At 37.1% G+C, this 15,874-nt stretch carries 12 protein-coding genes; 10 read left to right on the top strand and 2 right to left on the bottom strand.

The genetic code is table 11. The features are described 5' to 3' along the window. Positions 1-147: 147 nt before the first annotated feature. The 8 genes from leuB to RTP52_RS19660 all read left to right on the top strand — a co-directional run bounded on the left by leuB (position 148) and on the right by RTP52_RS19660 (position 6,979). Positions 148-1,230, top strand: a complete 1,083-nt coding sequence (leuB, locus tag RTP52_RS19625; RefSeq protein WP_312102578.1) for a 3-isopropylmalate dehydrogenase — start codon at positions 148-150, stop codon at positions 1,228-1,230. Positions 1,231-1,572: 342 nt separating this feature from the next. Further along, positions 1,573-1,923, top strand: a complete 351-nt coding sequence (locus RTP52_RS19630) for a hypothetical protein (RefSeq protein ID WP_312102581.1) — start codon at positions 1,573-1,575, stop codon at positions 1,921-1,923. Positions 1,924-1,935: 12 nt separating this feature from the next. Further along, complete coding sequence (gene leuC / locus RTP52_RS19635) at positions 1,936-3,201, top strand: 3-isopropylmalate dehydratase large subunit (RefSeq protein WP_312102583.1); 1,266 nt, start codon at positions 1,936-1,938, stop codon at positions 3,199-3,201. 47 nt (positions 3,202-3,248) lie between these two features. Then, on the top strand, positions 3,249-3,746 hold the full coding sequence (gene leuD / locus RTP52_RS19640) for a 3-isopropylmalate dehydratase small subunit (protein ID WP_312102585.1): 498 nt from the start codon (positions 3,249-3,251) through the stop codon (positions 3,744-3,746). Between the two features lie 313 nt (positions 3,747-4,059). Continuing rightward, entirely contained in the window at positions 4,060-4,995 is a 936-nt protein-coding gene (locus RTP52_RS19645) for a M14 family metallopeptidase (RefSeq protein WP_312102587.1), read from the top strand. After that, complete coding sequence (locus tag RTP52_RS19650) at positions 4,996-5,931, top strand: M14 family metallopeptidase (protein WP_312102590.1); 936 nt, start codon at positions 4,996-4,998, stop codon at positions 5,929-5,931. It begins immediately after the preceding gene. A gap of 20 nt (positions 5,932-5,951) precedes the next feature. Next, complete coding sequence (locus tag RTP52_RS19655; protein WP_312373058.1) at positions 5,952-6,674, top strand: AzlC family ABC transporter permease; 723 nt, start codon at positions 5,952-5,954, stop codon at positions 6,672-6,674. After that, positions 6,671-6,979: an AzlD domain-containing protein gene (locus tag RTP52_RS19660; RefSeq protein ID WP_330694228.1), complete on the top strand. Its 309-nt coding sequence runs from the start codon at positions 6,671-6,673 to the stop codon at positions 6,977-6,979. Before RTP52_RS19655 ends, RTP52_RS19660 begins: the two co-directional genes overlap by 4 nt. Before the next feature lie 163 nt (positions 6,980-7,142). Here the strand turns inward: RTP52_RS19660 and RTP52_RS19665 are convergent, their stop codons facing one another. Together RTP52_RS19665 and RTP52_RS19670 are read right to left on the bottom strand one after the other, a co-directional pair. Beyond that, entirely contained in the window at positions 7,143-8,033 is an 891-nt protein-coding gene (locus tag RTP52_RS19665; protein ID WP_312373059.1) for a LysR family transcriptional regulator, read from the bottom strand. A gap of 33 nt (positions 8,034-8,066) precedes the next feature. Next, positions 8,067-9,029, bottom strand: a complete 963-nt coding sequence (locus RTP52_RS19670) for a phospho-N-acetylmuramoyl-pentapeptide-transferase (protein ID WP_312373060.1) — start codon at positions 9,027-9,029, stop codon at positions 8,067-8,069. Positions 9,030-9,596: 567 nt separating this feature from the next. On the opposite strand from RTP52_RS19670, the gene RTP52_RS19675 reads away from it, so the two are divergent. Next, positions 9,597-13,484, top strand: coding sequence for a phosphoribosylformylglycinamidine synthase subunit PurQ (locus RTP52_RS19675; RefSeq protein WP_312373061.1), 3,888 nt, complete (start codon positions 9,597-9,599; stop codon positions 13,482-13,484). A 610-nt stretch (positions 13,485-14,094) separates the two neighbouring features. Continuing rightward, complete coding sequence (gene pepT / locus RTP52_RS19680; RefSeq protein ID WP_312373062.1) at positions 14,095-15,318, top strand: peptidase T; 1,224 nt, start codon at positions 14,095-14,097, stop codon at positions 15,316-15,318. The last annotated feature ends 556 nt before the right edge of the window (positions 15,319-15,874 follow it).

Consider the following 15,874-nt stretch of genomic DNA (forward strand, 5'->3'; position numbering starts at 1 on the left):
AAAAAGCTTATCTTATAAAAAGCTTATCTTATAAAAAGCTTATCTTATAAAAAGCTTATCTTATAAAAAGCTTATCTTATAAAAAGCACATCTTATAAAAAGCTCATTTAATTAAGAGCCAACTTATTCAAGAAAGGACGCGTACATATGAATTACAACATAGCGGTAATTCCGGGAGATGGTATCGGTCCGGAGATTATTACAGAAGCAAAGAAGGTACTAGATCAGGTTGGTCATAGATTTGGTCATACGTTTTCTTATACAGAAGTATTAATGGGAGGTGCCTCAATAGATGCAACTGGCGAACCCCTCACGAAAGAAGCATTAGAAACAGCTAAGGCAAGTGATTCTGTTCTCCTTGGAGCGGTTGGCGGCAATGTTGGGCAAAGTAATTGGTATAGTTTACCTCCTCATTTAAGGCCAGAAGCAGGATTATTAGCCATAAGAAAGGGCTTGGGGCTATTTTGTAATCTTCGCCCAGCAGTGTTGTTTGAACAATTAAAGCAGGCATGTCCACTAAAGGATGAGATTATTGGTAATGGATTTGACTTTGTTGTAGTACGTGAGCTCACCGGAGGAGTTTATTTTGGTGAAAGAAAAACAACAGTGGAAAATGGAATTCGAAAAGCTGTTGATACCATGCCTTATGATGAAAATGAGATTAAACGAATTGCAAGATGGGCATTTGAAGTGGCTAGGAAACGAAATCGAAAAGTATGTAGCATAGATAAAGCGAATGTGTTAGATACCTCAAGACTTTGGAGACAGGTTGTAAAAGAAGTAGCAATGGAATATCCAGAGGTTACTTTAACAGATATGTTAGTGGATAACTGTGCAATGCAGATCGTAAAAGATCCAACGCAGTTTGATGTGATATTAACAGAGAATATGTTTGGAGACATTCTTTCGGATGAAGCGAGTATGGTGACAGGATCTATTGGTATGTTAGCGTCGGCAAGTCTTGGTAAATCGAAACTTGGATTATATGAACCAAGTCACGGTTCTGCGCCAGACATAGCAGGAAAAAATATTGCAAATCCAATAGCAACAATTTTATCTACGGCAATGATGCTACGTTATAGTTTTGACCTTACGAAAGAAGCGGATAGTATCGAAAATGCGGTTAAAGAAGTATTAAATCTAGGATTTCGTACCGCAGACATAATGTCAGAGGGCTGTACTCTAATAGGAACGAAGGAAATGGGAGATTCCATCATAGCACAGATATAATATGAAATCTAAAATCCATATTAAAGTGATAGTAGTATAGGATGAAATAATATTTGTTCTGAGTAGAAAAAATCGTAATATCAAGAATCATAATATGAAAGAATCATATATCAAAGAATCATAATAACAAAGAATAATAATATGAAAGAATCGAAATGAATCTCATTGAAAATTTCAAAGTAAATAGAATAACATAACACATATTGTAAAGATTAAAAGAAAGTAAACTCATGGATTGGCAGTGCATTTTCCATTATTATATGTTAAGATATTTTGGTAATCCGAAAAGAATGATTGTAATAACCTACATAACAACATTTTTTTCATCACCAGGAGGTTAAAATGGAGAAATACATTAAGAGTTTTTCAAAAGCATTGGTTATCCTAACAGTTATTTTCTTTCTAAGCTTTTTTGGAGGAGCGAATGCAGAGAAGATTGGTATGCCAAACTTTATTTTTCAGGTTTGTGTAATCAGTGCAAATGCATTGATGTTTGTGATTCCTTTAGTTTACGTTGTTATCTTCGGTATTGGTATGACTACGTTATTTAGGAAGGTACTAAACAATACCACACGAGCGGTAGTAAAAAAAGTGGAAGAAAAGTTTCCCATCCTTTGGTTTATTGTTTCCTTTGTTTGCTTTATTCTTTACTTTATGTTTGTAAATGTGATATTTGCTTTACCAGGAGCGTAGGAGGATATAGTTATGGGCATGACAATGACTCAAAAGATTTTGGCTGCACATGCAAATCTGCCAGAAGTTAAGGCAGGACAGTTGATTGAGGCAAATCTTGACCTAGTGTTAGCAAATGACATTACAGGTCCGGTTGCTATTCATGAAGTACAAAGATTAAAAAAGAAATCAGTGTTTGATAAAGATAAAATTGCATTGGTTCCAGATCATTTTACGCCAAATAAAGATATCAAATCAGCCGAGCATTGTAAGTGTGTCAGAGAGTATGCAAAAGAACATGACATTACGAACTATTTTGAGGTTGGTGAGATGGGAATTGAGCATGCCCTTCTTCCAGAAAAGGGACTTATTGTAGCAGGAGAAACGTGTATCGGAGCGGACTCTCATACCTGTACTTATGGAGCACTTGGAGCATTTTCGACCGGTGTTGGTAGTACCGATATGGGTGCTGGTATGATTACCGGGAAAGCATGGTTTAAAGTTCCGGCTGCCATAAAGTTTATATTAACTGGAAAACTGAAGGATTGGGTAAGTGGAAAAGACGTCATTTTACATATTATCGGTATGATTGGTGTAGATGGTGCATTATATAAATCTATGGAATTTGTAGGTGATGGAATTAAGAATTTAACTATGGATGATCGATTTACGATTGCGAATATGGCAATAGAGGCTGGTGCTAAAAATGGTATCTTTCCAGTGGATGATTTAACCATCGCTTATATGAAGGAACATGGGGAAAAACCATTTACCATCTATGAAGCAGATGAAGATGCAGAATACGAGCAGATTATTACGATAAATTTATCAGAATTAGAACCAACGGTAGCATTTCCTCATCTCCCAGAAAATACGAAGACCGTGAAAGAAGCAGGAGAGGTTAAGATCGATCAGGTTGTCATTGGATCCTGTACGAATGGAAGAATTGGTGATTTAAGAATTGCTGCCAAAGTTTTAGAGGGAAGAAAGGTTGCGAAAGGGATGCGTGTTATTGTATTTCCCGCAACTCAGGCAATTTATTTGCAAGCAATTGAGGAAGGGTTGATTCAAACCTTTATCAAAGCAGGATGTGTGGTAAGCACTCCAACTTGCGGACCATGTCTAGGAGGACATATGGGGATTCTTGCAGCAGGAGAACGTGCTGCATCTACAACGAATCGAAACTTTGTTGGGCGTATGGGACACGTGGAATCAGAAGTATACCTTTGCAGTCCTGCAGTAGCAGCGGCAAGCGCAGTAACTGGAAAGATTAGTGAGCCTTCCGAGCTCTTTTCATAAAAGTGAAAACAACGAAGAGGTGCTGAAGCACCAGAATAGAGGTATGTATGAAAGCACATGGTATGGTTCATAAATATGGAGATAACGTAGATACGGATGTTATCATTCCTGCTAGGTATTTAAATTCCTCTGATCCAAAAGAACTTGCGAAAAAATGCATGGAGGATATCGATAAGGAATTTGTTAATCGTGTAAACCTCGGTGATATCATAGTAGCGAATAAAAATTTTGGTTGCGGATCCTCCAGAGAGCATGCACCAATCGCAATGAAAGCTTCTGGTATCAGCTGTGTAATTGCTGAAACTTTTGCAAGAATATTTTATCGAAATTCAATTAATATAGGGCTTCCAATCATAGAATGTAAAGAGGCTGCAAGAGATATCGATGCTGGTAATGAGGTTGAGATAGACTTTGATAGTGGTATTATTACAAACCTTACAAAAGGAACATCTTATAGGGGTCAGGCGTTTCCTGAATTTATGCAAAAGATTATGAAAGCAGATGGCCTCATAAATTATATCAATGAGCAGCAAGAAACAGAGTAAGAGCTCTTTGTTTTGATTAGTGTATCAAAAAGAGGGAGTTTTCATATAAAATTGTGATTCATGGTTTGATATAGAGACACGAGAACAACTCGATAAATCCAATCGGAAGGCATCTAACTTTCAGATAGAGGATTCGAGTTGTTCTCGTTTTTCATGAATATTAGTAGGGGAGTAATCCTATATTATTAGAAAGGTTTTCAAAGGATTTACTTTACTGTATAATTATAGTACAATGAAATGAAATTTTAACAATACTATTACGAATCAATGCTTTAAAGTTTTAAAATAATGCCTACAGAAGGGTTGTGAAAAGATGGTTAAAACAGTAGTTTCGGTAGGTTTGCCAGTATTAGAAACAATGCATATCAAAAAGAATCGTCTCGAACCAGAGGATAAAAAGGGTAATGAAAAAAGGATTTGTATTGTCACAGGAATACATGGTGATGAACTGGAAGGCCAGTATATATGTTATCAATTGATACGCCGTATTCAGGAATCGAAGGAATTCTTAACAGGGATTGTAGATGTTTATCCATGTGTAAACCCGCTTGGTATGGAATCGATTACAAGAAGAATACCGACCTTTGATTTGGATATGAACCGAAGCTTTCCAGGAGATATGGATGGCGATATGTCCGAATATGTTGCGGCAAGGCTTGTAGAGGATCTTGAGGGAGCAGATTTTTGTGTAGATTTGCATGCAAGTAATATCTTCTTAAGAGAAATTCCACAGGTTCGGCTTGATAAACAACATGAAGAAAGTCTATTGGAATATGCTAAGCTATTGAATACAGACTTTATCTGGGTTCATTCCTCTCCAACGGTTGAAACTGCTAGTCTATATCATAGCTTAAATCAAAAAGAGGTACCAACGTTAAGCATTGAGATGGGAGTTGGTATGAGAATTACAAAGGAGTTTGGGGATCAGATTTTAGAAGGTATTTTTTGCCTGATGCATAAGCTTGGTATTTGGGGTGGACCTGTCATTACACCAAAGACCTCAGTAATCTCATCCGATCAGGATAAAGTAACTTTAATACATGCAGAAGCCTCTGGTGTATTTTTACCATGTGTAGAACACTTGATGGATATTAAAGCTGGAGATGTTGTTGGAAATATTGTGGATAGTTTAAATGGTACGATTGTTCAGCATATTATAGCTCCCTGTGATGGAGTCGTGTTTACATTAAGGGAATACCCTGTCGTTTATGATGGTTCCCTAATTGCTAGAATCCTAGGAGGGGTGTAAATGTTTCAGGAAATAATTCATACGGTAAAAAGTCCTTATCGTGATGACATGCATATTGTTGGTTTTCGCTTTGGAAAGGGAGAAAAAGCAGCATGTATTGTAGGACCAACAAGGGGAAATGAAATACAGCAGTTATATATCTGTTCTCAGTTGATTAAGGAATTAACCAGACTTGAAAAAATCGGAGCAATTTTAAATAACAATGAAATCATGGTAATACCTACGCTTAACCAGTCTAGTATTAACATTGAGAAACGTTTTTGGGCAATGGATAAGTCAGATATCAACCGTATGTTTCCGGGAGATAACAGTGGTGAAACAACAGAGCGTATTGCTGGTGGAGTATTTGAGGCAGTGAAAGGATATAACTTTGGTATCCAGTTTGCAAGTTTTCACACTCCAGGAGAATTTATTCCCCATGTTAGAATGATGGAAACAGGCCATGAAAGTACTAGCCTAGCAAATCTGTTTGGGTTACCATATGTAGTCACAAAAAAACCACATCCATTCGATACAGGAACTCTCAATTATTGCTGGCAAGTGAATGGAACGAATGCATTTTCTGTTTATACTCCAGCAACCAGCAGTATTGATGAAAAATATGCAAGGCAGGCGGTATCTTCGGTGCTTCGATTTCTAACACGCATGGGAATTATCAAGTACAACTGCCATAGCGGTTATATTGCTAGTATTGTGGAAGAAGAAACTTTAATGCCAATAAAAACAGATGTTTCAGGGATATATCGCCCTCTTAGAAAACCAGGGGAAGAAGTAAAATTTGGTGATGTCTTAGCAGAAGTTGTGGATCCGATTGAGGGTGAGGTAATCTCACAAATCATTGCACCAAGTGATGGTATTATCTTCTTTGCTCATAGTAAGCCTTTGGTCATACAAAATTGCATTGTATATAAACTGATAAGAAGATTACACGAATAAAAACAAAGGAAAATAGTACAATGAATTTTGAAAATAAAAAACGATTTAAATATGGTTTTAAACGAGGGTTGCCAATTGCAATTGGTTATCTTCCTGTATCCTTTACGTTTGGGCTAATGGCAGTAAACGGTGGGTTACCGGTATGGCTGGCTATATTTATATCATTATCAAATCTGACCTCTGCGGGGCAGTTTGCGGGAACAAACTTAATTTTTGCAGGGGCAGGATTATTTGAAATAGGTTTAACCACATTTATTATTAACATACGATATATGTTAATGTCACTTTCCTTATCTCAAAAAATAGATCCTAACATTGGACTACGGAATCGATTAATTTTTTCGTTTGGTATTACGGATGAGACGTTTAGTGTTGCTTCTATGGAGCAGGGGAAATTAAGTAATGCTTATATGTTAGGGTTAATTAGCGCACCTATCGCTGGGTGGAGTCTTGGAACTGCCCTTGGTGCCCTGATATGTTCTGCATTGCCTCAAAGCATACAAAGTGCGATGGGGATTGCTCTTTATGGAATGTTTATAGCAATTATTGTCCCACCGGCGAGAAAATCAAAGCCGGTGGTCATTATTTTACTTCTGTCCATTGTGATTCACTGTTTCTTACGGTACATCCCTATCGTTTCCTTTATTTCTTCTGGGTTTCGAGTGATTATAGCAACCGTTTTCTCAGCAGGAATTGGAGCTTTTTTATATCCAATTGATGATAAGAAGGAGGAAAGTTTATGACCATAGAAAGGGCATTGCTAGCAGTAATCATTATGGCACTTGTAACCTACATACCAAGAGCCTTACCAATTACTTTGTTTCGTAGGGAAATAAAATCCGTGCGTATCAAATCATTTTTAAATTATGTGCCGTATGCAGTATTAGGAGCTCTCACATTTCCTGATGTATTCGAGTCCACTGGTAATGTAATAACTGCGTTATGCGGTGCTATAGTAGCATTTTTATTGGCTTATTTTAATAGAAGCTTGGTGATAGTAGCCGTCGGTGCGATTTTAACGGTTTTTGTAACAGGGCTGTTATTCTAAATGATCTGGATTATTTTTTAAGTTTAGTATTAATTAATTAAAATATTATGCTGTATATGAGATTGATATAGGAAACAACAAGGGTGATATAAGTTTTTCGTTGGTAACGAAAATTTATATCACCCTTGTTGTTTTATGCACTCTGTAATTAATCTCTAATATTTTATAGTTTGCTTAACATTGAATTGATAAAAAACTGTGCAGGCTCAGATAGTGGTAGGCTATCATCGTAAGCTACAACTAATTTTCGCTCCGGCATCTCATCCGCTGTTTCTAACGTAATAAGTTCTGAGGAGTTGATATTATTGATACAAAAATCCGGTACAAATGCGATGCCAAGACCAATTTTAGCTAAATCAATCAACAAATCATTACTGCTAAGTTCTATAGCAGGCACCAAATCCAAGGATTGTTGTAAGAACAAATTATGAAGGAAGGCGCTTGTCGTAGAGAGCTTCGTAAGCATAAGGATAGGTAACTTCTGAAGCTCTGTTAACGTAAGCTTATGATTGGTAAGTGGAAAGGCTTCTGGTTTTACAACAAAGACGTCTCGAAAGGTAGTAACGTCTTGAATATTTAAGTTATTGTTTAATGCAGAGTTAGGAGAATTGACAACAATTAAATCCACTTGATTTGTTTCAAGTAGCTCTGCGCATTTTAGTGAGGTACCATTAATAATACGAATATGTACCTCAGGATAGGATTTGTGAAAATTATTTAGATATGGTACTAAGAAATATCTACAAATCGTATCACTTGCGGCAATTCGTAATTGCATACCACCTGCTGGAGTAGAGTTTAGGAGTTGATTCTCACCTCGGCTGATTAAATTAATGGCTGGTTCTATATGCTTAAAGAGCATCTCGCCTTCTTTGGTAAGACTTACTCTTTTGGTACTACGTATAAAGAGTACCTGATTCAGTCGTTTTTCTAATACTTTTACGGATTGGCTAACCGCAGATTGAGAGATGAATAATTCAGCAGCAGCTTCGCTAAAGCTAAGTGTTTTCGCAACATAATAGAATACTTTATATAACTCATAATTAATATCCAATGCGCCTTCCCCTTTCTATAAGTTCGTTTCCTACTATAACACCAGATAAAGGACGATAAAGGATACCATAACCTGTATAGTGATAAAACGGAATACAGTTTGTGTATCGGACCAACCTAGATTTTTTCTAACATGGTCATGGATTGGTGTTCTTGTATTTGCTAAAATCTTAATCTTAAAGAAACGAAGAAGAGCAACCTTCACCAAACCAAGTCCTCCGTCGATGATAAAAACAATGGCAGCAGGAATATAAAGTAATGGACTACCTGTTTTAAGAGCAATTATTGCAATAAACAATCCGATTGCTCTGGAACCAGCGTCTCCCATTAACAACTTACTTGGAGAAGCATTAAACCATAGGTAACCAAGAATACAAGCAATCATAAGTAAAGAAATTAAAGCATAATCTTGGTTTTCTGTAATTGAAACAAACACAAGGTAAAATGTAAAAGTCGTAGCAATACCGATGCTGCCACTAAGCCCGTCTACTCCGTCGGTACAATTGGTTACATTAATAGAAACCCAAATTAATAACATTGCAAGTAACACGTAAAGGACAGGATTAAGTTCAAATGAAGAACCAGTCGTTAGAATTGTTAAGGTACTGCCATTAAAATTCACGTAAGTAACAGCACACACAAGTGCGATAATTAAGTCAATCAACCCTTTTTTATATTCACCCCAAGGTGCTTTTGAGCTATCGTCTAAGTAACCACTCATCATAGCAGCAATAATCATGAGAAGATATATGATTAGTTCTCTGGAGATTGGAACGAATAGCAATGTAGCTACAACGAATACTAGGATAAAAACAAGTCCTGCACCGCGAGGCTTCCCTTGAGATAACCCACCATTTACCGCGTAAGCTCTTCCACCATCCCTTGGTAGAATGTTCTGTAGTACCTTTAGTAAGATACATGTAATTAAGAAAGCTAGCAATAACCCTACAAAAGTAATACTTTTGCCTGACAAGTTATCAAAAATTGAGTAAAGCATATGATTTCCTCCGAGTATTCAACAGAATTCAAAATACGCATGCTGGTTTTCCCTTACAAAGACTGTATGGGTGAAATAGCTTTTTGCGTTTTGGACTAGATAAATAAGTCACACAATTTTATGGCATTCCATATTCTAGCCTATAAAATTGTATACATATTGTACTATAGACATGCAAAATTGTCTAGTGTACTGACTCATTAACTGAAAGTTGCTGTATCATTAACTAAAAGTTGCGTATCATCAACGAAAGTGACTGTATCATTAACTAAAGTTGCAGTATCATCAACGAAAGTGACTGTATCATTAAAGAAAGTGACTGTATCATTAACTAAAGTTATTGTATTATTAACGAAAGTGACTGTATCATTAACTAAAGTTACTGTATCATTAACTAAAGTTACTGCATCCTTAATCAGACAGTATACTAGTTAGCTTTATTAGTTCACCTAATGAAATATTTCATATATATTAATTTCATTTATAAATACGCCTATGCTATAATAAATATAACCAAAAAAGAGGAAGTATACACAAAAACCTAAAAAAATATACGGAGGTAATGACGTGGGAAGTGTCAAAAGAGTATATGTTGAGAAAAAAGTACCTTATGCAGTGCGTGCAAAAGAGCTAAAAGAAGAGCTTAAAAGTTATTTAGGGCTTAAGACACTTACAAATGTGCGTGTTTTAATCCGTTATGATATAGAGAATGTAAGTGAAGAAACTTATAAAAAAGCACTCGGTACTGTGTTTTCAGAGCCACCGGTTGATGATTTATATGAGGAAAAGTTTCCATACGTAGTAGGGGATAGAGTATTCTCCGTAGAATATCTCCCTGGGCAATTTGATCAACGTGCAGATTCTGCGGAACAGTGTGTAAAGCTCTTAAATGAAAAAGAAGAGCCAATCATTCATTCTGCAACAACTTATGTATTAAGTGGTACATTAGGGGAAGAAGATTTTGACCGTATCAAACAATATTGTATTAACCCTGTGGATTCTAGGGAGATAGATGAAGTAAAACCAGAAACTTTAATGATAGAGTTTGAGGTACCGGAGGATGTATCCTATTTAAGTGGTTTTCAAAACTTAGACGAGACGAAGCTTCTTTCCTTATATGAATCTTTAAATTTAGCCATGACTTTTGCTGATTTTAAGCATATACAAAATTATTTTAAAGTGGAAGAAAAGAGAGACCCTTCAATCACAGAAATTCGTGTTCTAGACACTTATTGGTCCGATCATTGTCGTCATACTACATTCTTAACGGAATTAGCCAAGGTAGATTTTGAAGAGGGTTATTATAAGGAGCCAATTAAGGCTGCATATGAAGATTATAAAGCAAATAGAGAAATCCTTTATAAAGGTAGAGATGATAAGTACATTTCGTTAATGGACATCGCATTGCTTGCGATGAAGAAGCTAAAGGCAGACGGAAAGCTTGAGGATATGGAAGTTTCCGATGAAATCAATGCTTGTTCTATTGTAGTTCCAGTTGAAATTGATGGTATGACTGAAGAATGGCTGGTATTTTTTAAGAATGAGACCCATAACCATCCGACAGAAATTGAACCATTTGGTGGAGCAGCAACTTGTCTTGGTGGAGCAATTCGTGATCCATTATCCGGACGTGGTTATGTATATCAAGCTATGAGAGTAACTGGGGCAGCTGACCCTACGGTATCTCTAAAAGATACATTACAAGGTAAGCTTCCACAAAGAAAGATTGTTTCAGGAGCTGCGAAAGGTTATAGCTCTTATGGAAATCAAATCGGTCTTGCGACTGGTTTAGTAGATGAAATCTACCATCCAAACTACGTAGCGAAACGAATGGAAATTGGTGCTGTCATGGGTGCTGCACCAAGAAAGAATGTGATTCGTGAAAATTCTGAGCCAGGCGATGTTATTATTTTAATGGGTGGTCGTACTGGTCGTGATGGCTGTGGTGGTGCTACGGGTTCCTCTAAAGTACACACAACAGAATCCATCCAGACCTGTGGTGCAGAGGTACAGAAAGGAAATGCACCTACCGAGCGTAAATTACAGAGACTATTCCGTCGTGAAGAAGTATCTAAGTTAATTAAGAAATGTAATGACTTTGGTGCAGGTGGTGTGTCTGTTGCAATTGGAGAATTAGCAGATGGACTTCGCATCGACTTAGATAAGGTTCCTAAGAAGTATGCCGGTTTAGATGGCACAGAACTTGCGATTTCTGAATCTCAGGAGCGTATGGCCATTGTTGTAGATAAAAATGACGTAGAGCAGATGCTTGCATTTGCAATGGAGGAAAATCTTGAGGCTGTGGAAGTAGCAGTTGTTACGAATGAGCCAAGATTAGTACTTAGCTGGCGTGGAAAAGTGATTGTTGATATCTCAAGAAAATTCTTAGATACCAATGGTGCACATCAGGAGGCAACTGCAGTTGTAACTATGCCAAGGGTAGAGGAGAACTATTTTAAAACTGGTGCTTCCTATCCTGCTGCAAGGGATGTAAAGAAACATAGAGAAGGTTACATGTCTAACTCTTCCTCGGAAGAAACTTCTAAGGGGCAAACTCTAAGCGATGGAGTGAGTGAAAAGGTTGATAACTCTATCAAAGAGCAGTGGTTATCAATGCTTTCCGACTTAAACATCTGTTCCAAAAAAGGGTTAGTAGAGATGTTTGACAGCTCCATCGGTGCAGCTACGGTAACGATGCCATATGGTGGTAAATTTCAGTTAACTCCTGTACAGACCATGGTAGCAAAGCTTCCTGTTCTTCGTGGTACATGTGACACCGTAACGATGATGAGTTATGGCTATGATCCTTACCTAAGTAGCTGGAGTCCTTTCCATGGTGCAGTATATGCAGTAATTTCTTCTGTTGCTAAAATCGTGGCAGCAGGTGGTGATCATAGAAAGATTCGTTTTACCTTCCAGGAGTATTTTAGAAGGCTTGGTAATGATGCGCGTCGTTGGGGTGAACCATTAAAAGCATTACTTGGTGCTTATGATGCACAGATGAAGCTGGGGCTTCCATCCATCGGTGGTAAGGATAGTATGTCAGGGTCATTCAATGACATTGATGTACCACCTACTTTAGTATCTTTTGCTGTTGATGTTGCGAATGCAAATGAGGTAGTAACTCCGGAATTAAAAAAGGTAGGTAATCGTTTAGTACGTTTCTCTATAGAGAGGGATTCCTATGATTTGCCTGTATATGAACAGTTACAAAATTTATATCAGGCTATTACGAAATTAATCCATGAGAAGGTTATCGTATCTGCATACGCGCTAGGGGCTAAGGGTGTCGCTGAAAGTGTTTCTAAGATGGCGTTTGGTAATCAGTTTGGAGTTGATTTTGACGCTAATTTAATGGAATCAGATTTATTTACGCCTGCCTACGGAGATATCGTAGCAGAGGTAAGAGAATCAGATATAGAAAAATTAGATGCTCTAAATATTTCATACCAGATGGTAGGTACCGTTACAGATACACGCACTTTTACTTATAAAGAAGTATCCATTACGATGGAAGAAGCGTTATCCGCATGGTCAAACACGTTAGAAAAGGTATTCCCAACACGCTCTAATATGGAAGAAAGAGTGGAAAAAGAAAAGGTTCCATGCTACCTTTTTGATGCAAAGACAATCTATGTAGCAAAGAATAAGGTAGCAAAACCAAAAGTATTTATTCCGGTCTTCCCAGGAACAAATTGTGAATATGATAGCTTACGAGCCTTTGAACGAGCTGGTGCAGAGGTTAAGACTGTAGTATTTAAGAACTTAGACGAGAGAAGTATCATGGAGTCTGTGAACGCATTTGAGAAAGCGATTAAGGAAACTCAAATACTTATGTTCCCAGGTGGATTCTCCGCTGGTGATGAGCCAGATGGTTCTGGAAAGTTTATTGCCACAGCTTTTCGTAATGTTCGTATTAGTGATGCGGTGAATGACCTTTTAAAAGTAAAAGACGGTTTAGTACTTGGTATTTGTAATGGTTTCCAAGCAGTGATTAAACTTGGGTTAGTTCCATATGGAGAGATTGTGCCACAAACAGTAGATTCACCAACCTTAACGATGAATAGCATTGGACGTCATATTTCAAAATCAGTGTATACGAAAGTGGTATCGAATCAATCTCCTTGGTTAATGAAGGCAGAACTTGGTGGCGTTTACTCCATTCCAGCTTCTCATGGAGAAGGACGATTTGTTGCGAATGAGGAGTGGCTTAAGAAACTTGCTGCTGATGGACAGATCGCTACTCAATATGTTGATGTGAATGGAAATCCAACCATGGAGGAAGACTATAATCCAAACGGTTCTTATTATGCAATTGAGGGTATTACAAGTCCAGATGGCCGTGTTCTTGGTAAGATGGCTCACTCCGAACGTCGTGGAGATGGAGTTGCTTTAAATATTTTTGGTGATCAGAATCAGTATATTTTTGAATCTGGTGTATCTTATTTTAAATAGTAATAATAGTAATAATAATCAGGGAGCTTTTACCAGGACCTGAAATAGAGAGTTTAAGCAAGCTATTGTAAAGCCGATGCATATTAGACATCGACAGCTTTACAATAGCTTTTTAAATACCACGTAGAGGCAATGAGGTTATGAGCAAGTAGTGTAAACGGATAGCGGATATCCGCTTTGACTTAATAAAATGAAATTAATTTGTTTGGTTTGGCACATTCCTAGTTCTACTTATTTGTGGGTGTTTGCAAGTTATCGTATCGTTAACGACACATTACTTGCGTAGACTTACAAATTGTAGTAGAATTTATCATACAGATAATTTGAAAATTGATGTAACATAGGAGTGAAACAATTCGTTTATACTATAGTAGATATCTAGCTTAACATTCGAAAGGTCATATCTCTATTTCAAGTAGAATCAGTATTTTCGTTTCGAAGGAAGGATTAAAAATAAGTATTATTAATGTTGTAGCTTCATAAACGAAGCATAAATTTTAATCATAGAGATTTATTGTAGATAATGTGATTACAACATACTTTTTAAAGTTTATATTTGAGAAGAATTATTTTAAATAAAAGGGTGTTAAAATGCCAGAAAGAGGTCAACATGTCAAAAGTATTAGAACGTTTTTTAAATTATGTTAGCTATCATACAACTTCGGAGGATGATCAAGAGACTGTACCAAGTACAGATAGACAATGGATACTTGCAAAGGCTTTAGAGCAGGAACTAAAAACGTTAGGAGCTACGAATGTTCGGATGAGTGAGCATTGCTATGTGTATGCTACTATTCCAGCAACAACAACCAAGAAAGTACCTGCCCTTGGATTTGTTGCTCATATGGACACTGCGCCAGCTCTAACTGCAGAAAATGCTAAGCCTAGAGTAGTGAAGAACTATGATGGTGGTGATATTGTATTAAATGAAGCATTAGGAATTGTAATGTCCCCAAAACAATTTCCAAAGCTTAAGAATAACGAAGGTGAAGATTTAGTAGTAACGGATGGAACCACTTTGTTAGGTGGCGATGATAAAGCGGGTATTGCGGAAATCATGACAATGGCGGAGTACTTATTAACTCATCCAGAAATTGAACATGGAACCATTCAGATTGGTTTCACCCCTGACGAAGAAGTCGGCCGCGGAGTGGATTTCTTTGATGTAGAAGGATTCGGAGCAGATTTTGCTTATACCGTTGACGGTAGTACACTTGGAGAAATTGAATATGAGAACTTTAATGCTGCAGGTGCAAAGTTAAGGATACAAGGAACAAGTATTCATCCAGGTTATGCAAAAGGGAAAATGAAGAATGCAGTTTTACTTGGTATGGAATTTCATCAGATGCTTCCAGTATCTGAAAATCCAGCATATACAGAAGGTTATGAAGGATTTTATCATCTGGATAAGATAGAGGGTACTGTTGATTCTGCAACACTCTATTATATTATAAGGGATCATGATAAAGTAAAGTTTGAAGAAAAGAAGAAGTTATTTTCTAGAGTTTGCGAGTTTTTAAATGAGAAATATGGGAAGGATACTTTTTCAGTTGAGATAAAAGATAACTATTATAATATGAAAGAAAAAGTGGAACCACATATGCATTTAGTTGATCGTGCCAAGGAAGCTATGGAGGCACTAGAGATTACACCGGCGATCGTTCCAATTCGTGGTGGTACTGATGGTGCTCGTCTATCCTTTATGGGTCTTCCTTGTCCAAATCTTTGTACTGGAGGCGAAAACTATCACGGACGATATGAGTATGTCTCTGTCAATGCAATGGAGAAAGTAGTTGAGCTTTTAATAAAGATTATTGAGCTATACGCTAAATAAAAGTAGAAAAAAGAGTTAGGAAAGCAGAATTACTTAAGTTTTCTTAACTCTTTTTAGTTATAACTAGAGCTTGTTTTTATATTAAAAGTTATGTCTCCTATAAAATAATAATATTGAAAAGATAGTTGACTTTAAAATAAAGTTCTGCTACACTAATTTGCAATACAAATAGAATTTTTGGAGAGTTTTGGTTAAAACGGAATACATAACTCAATAGTTTAAAGGCGTTGATGAGGAGGAGTACTTACGGAATCGAAGCAAAGAGAGGAGACGGCTGGTGAAAGTCTTCGAGAGATTCGTAGTAGTGGTGAAAGATAACTTGTAGCCATGTGGTACAGGAGTGTTTATGTACCGGGAAGTAGCCTCGGAGCTTTGAACCGAACAGTAGTTACTTAGTAGGCTTCAACGGATGTCCACCGTTAAAAGGAAACAGTATTGGTTTTGCTTAATAAGGAGCAGCCTGTACCGTAGAGAGCAGAAGAAATTCTGAAATTAGGTGGTACCACGGATATTACGTTCGCCCTAAGCATACGTGCTTATGGCGGGGGGTTTTTTT

Origin of the sequence: Lachnoclostridium sp. (assembly GCF_031997925.1) — a bacterium.
Taxonomy (GTDB): domain Bacteria; phylum Bacillota; class Clostridia; order Lachnospirales; family Lachnospiraceae; genus Lachnoclostridium.

Bases quoted from the DNA above. Each gene is read 5' to 3' on its own strand.
- RTP52_RS19660 (WP_330694228.1), top strand. From the start codon at position 6,671: ATGACCATAGAAAGGGCATTGCTAGCAGTAATCATTATGGCACTTGTA.
- leuC (WP_312102583.1), top strand. From the start codon at position 1,936: ATGGGCATGACAATGACTCAAAAGATTTTGGCTGCACATGCAAATCTG.
- RTP52_RS19655 (WP_312373058.1), top strand. From the start codon at position 5,952: ATGAATTTTGAAAATAAAAAACGATTTAAATATGGTTTTAAACGAGGG.
- leuB (WP_312102578.1), top strand. From the start codon at position 148: ATGAATTACAACATAGCGGTAATTCCGGGAGATGGTATCGGTCCGGAG.
- RTP52_RS19650 (WP_312102590.1), top strand. From the start codon at position 4,996: ATGTTTCAGGAAATAATTCATACGGTAAAAAGTCCTTATCGTGATGAC.
- RTP52_RS19670 (WP_312373060.1), bottom strand. From the start codon at position 9,029: ATGCTTTACTCAATTTTTGATAACTTGTCAGGCAAAAGTATTACTTTT.
- leuD (WP_312102585.1), top strand. From the start codon at position 3,249: ATGAAAGCACATGGTATGGTTCATAAATATGGAGATAACGTAGATACG.
- pepT (WP_312373062.1), top strand. From the start codon at position 14,095: ATGTCAAAAGTATTAGAACGTTTTTTAAATTATGTTAGCTATCATACA.
- RTP52_RS19630 (WP_312102581.1), top strand. From the start codon at position 1,573: ATGGAGAAATACATTAAGAGTTTTTCAAAAGCATTGGTTATCCTAACA.
- RTP52_RS19645 (WP_312102587.1), top strand. From the start codon at position 4,060: ATGGTTAAAACAGTAGTTTCGGTAGGTTTGCCAGTATTAGAAACAATG.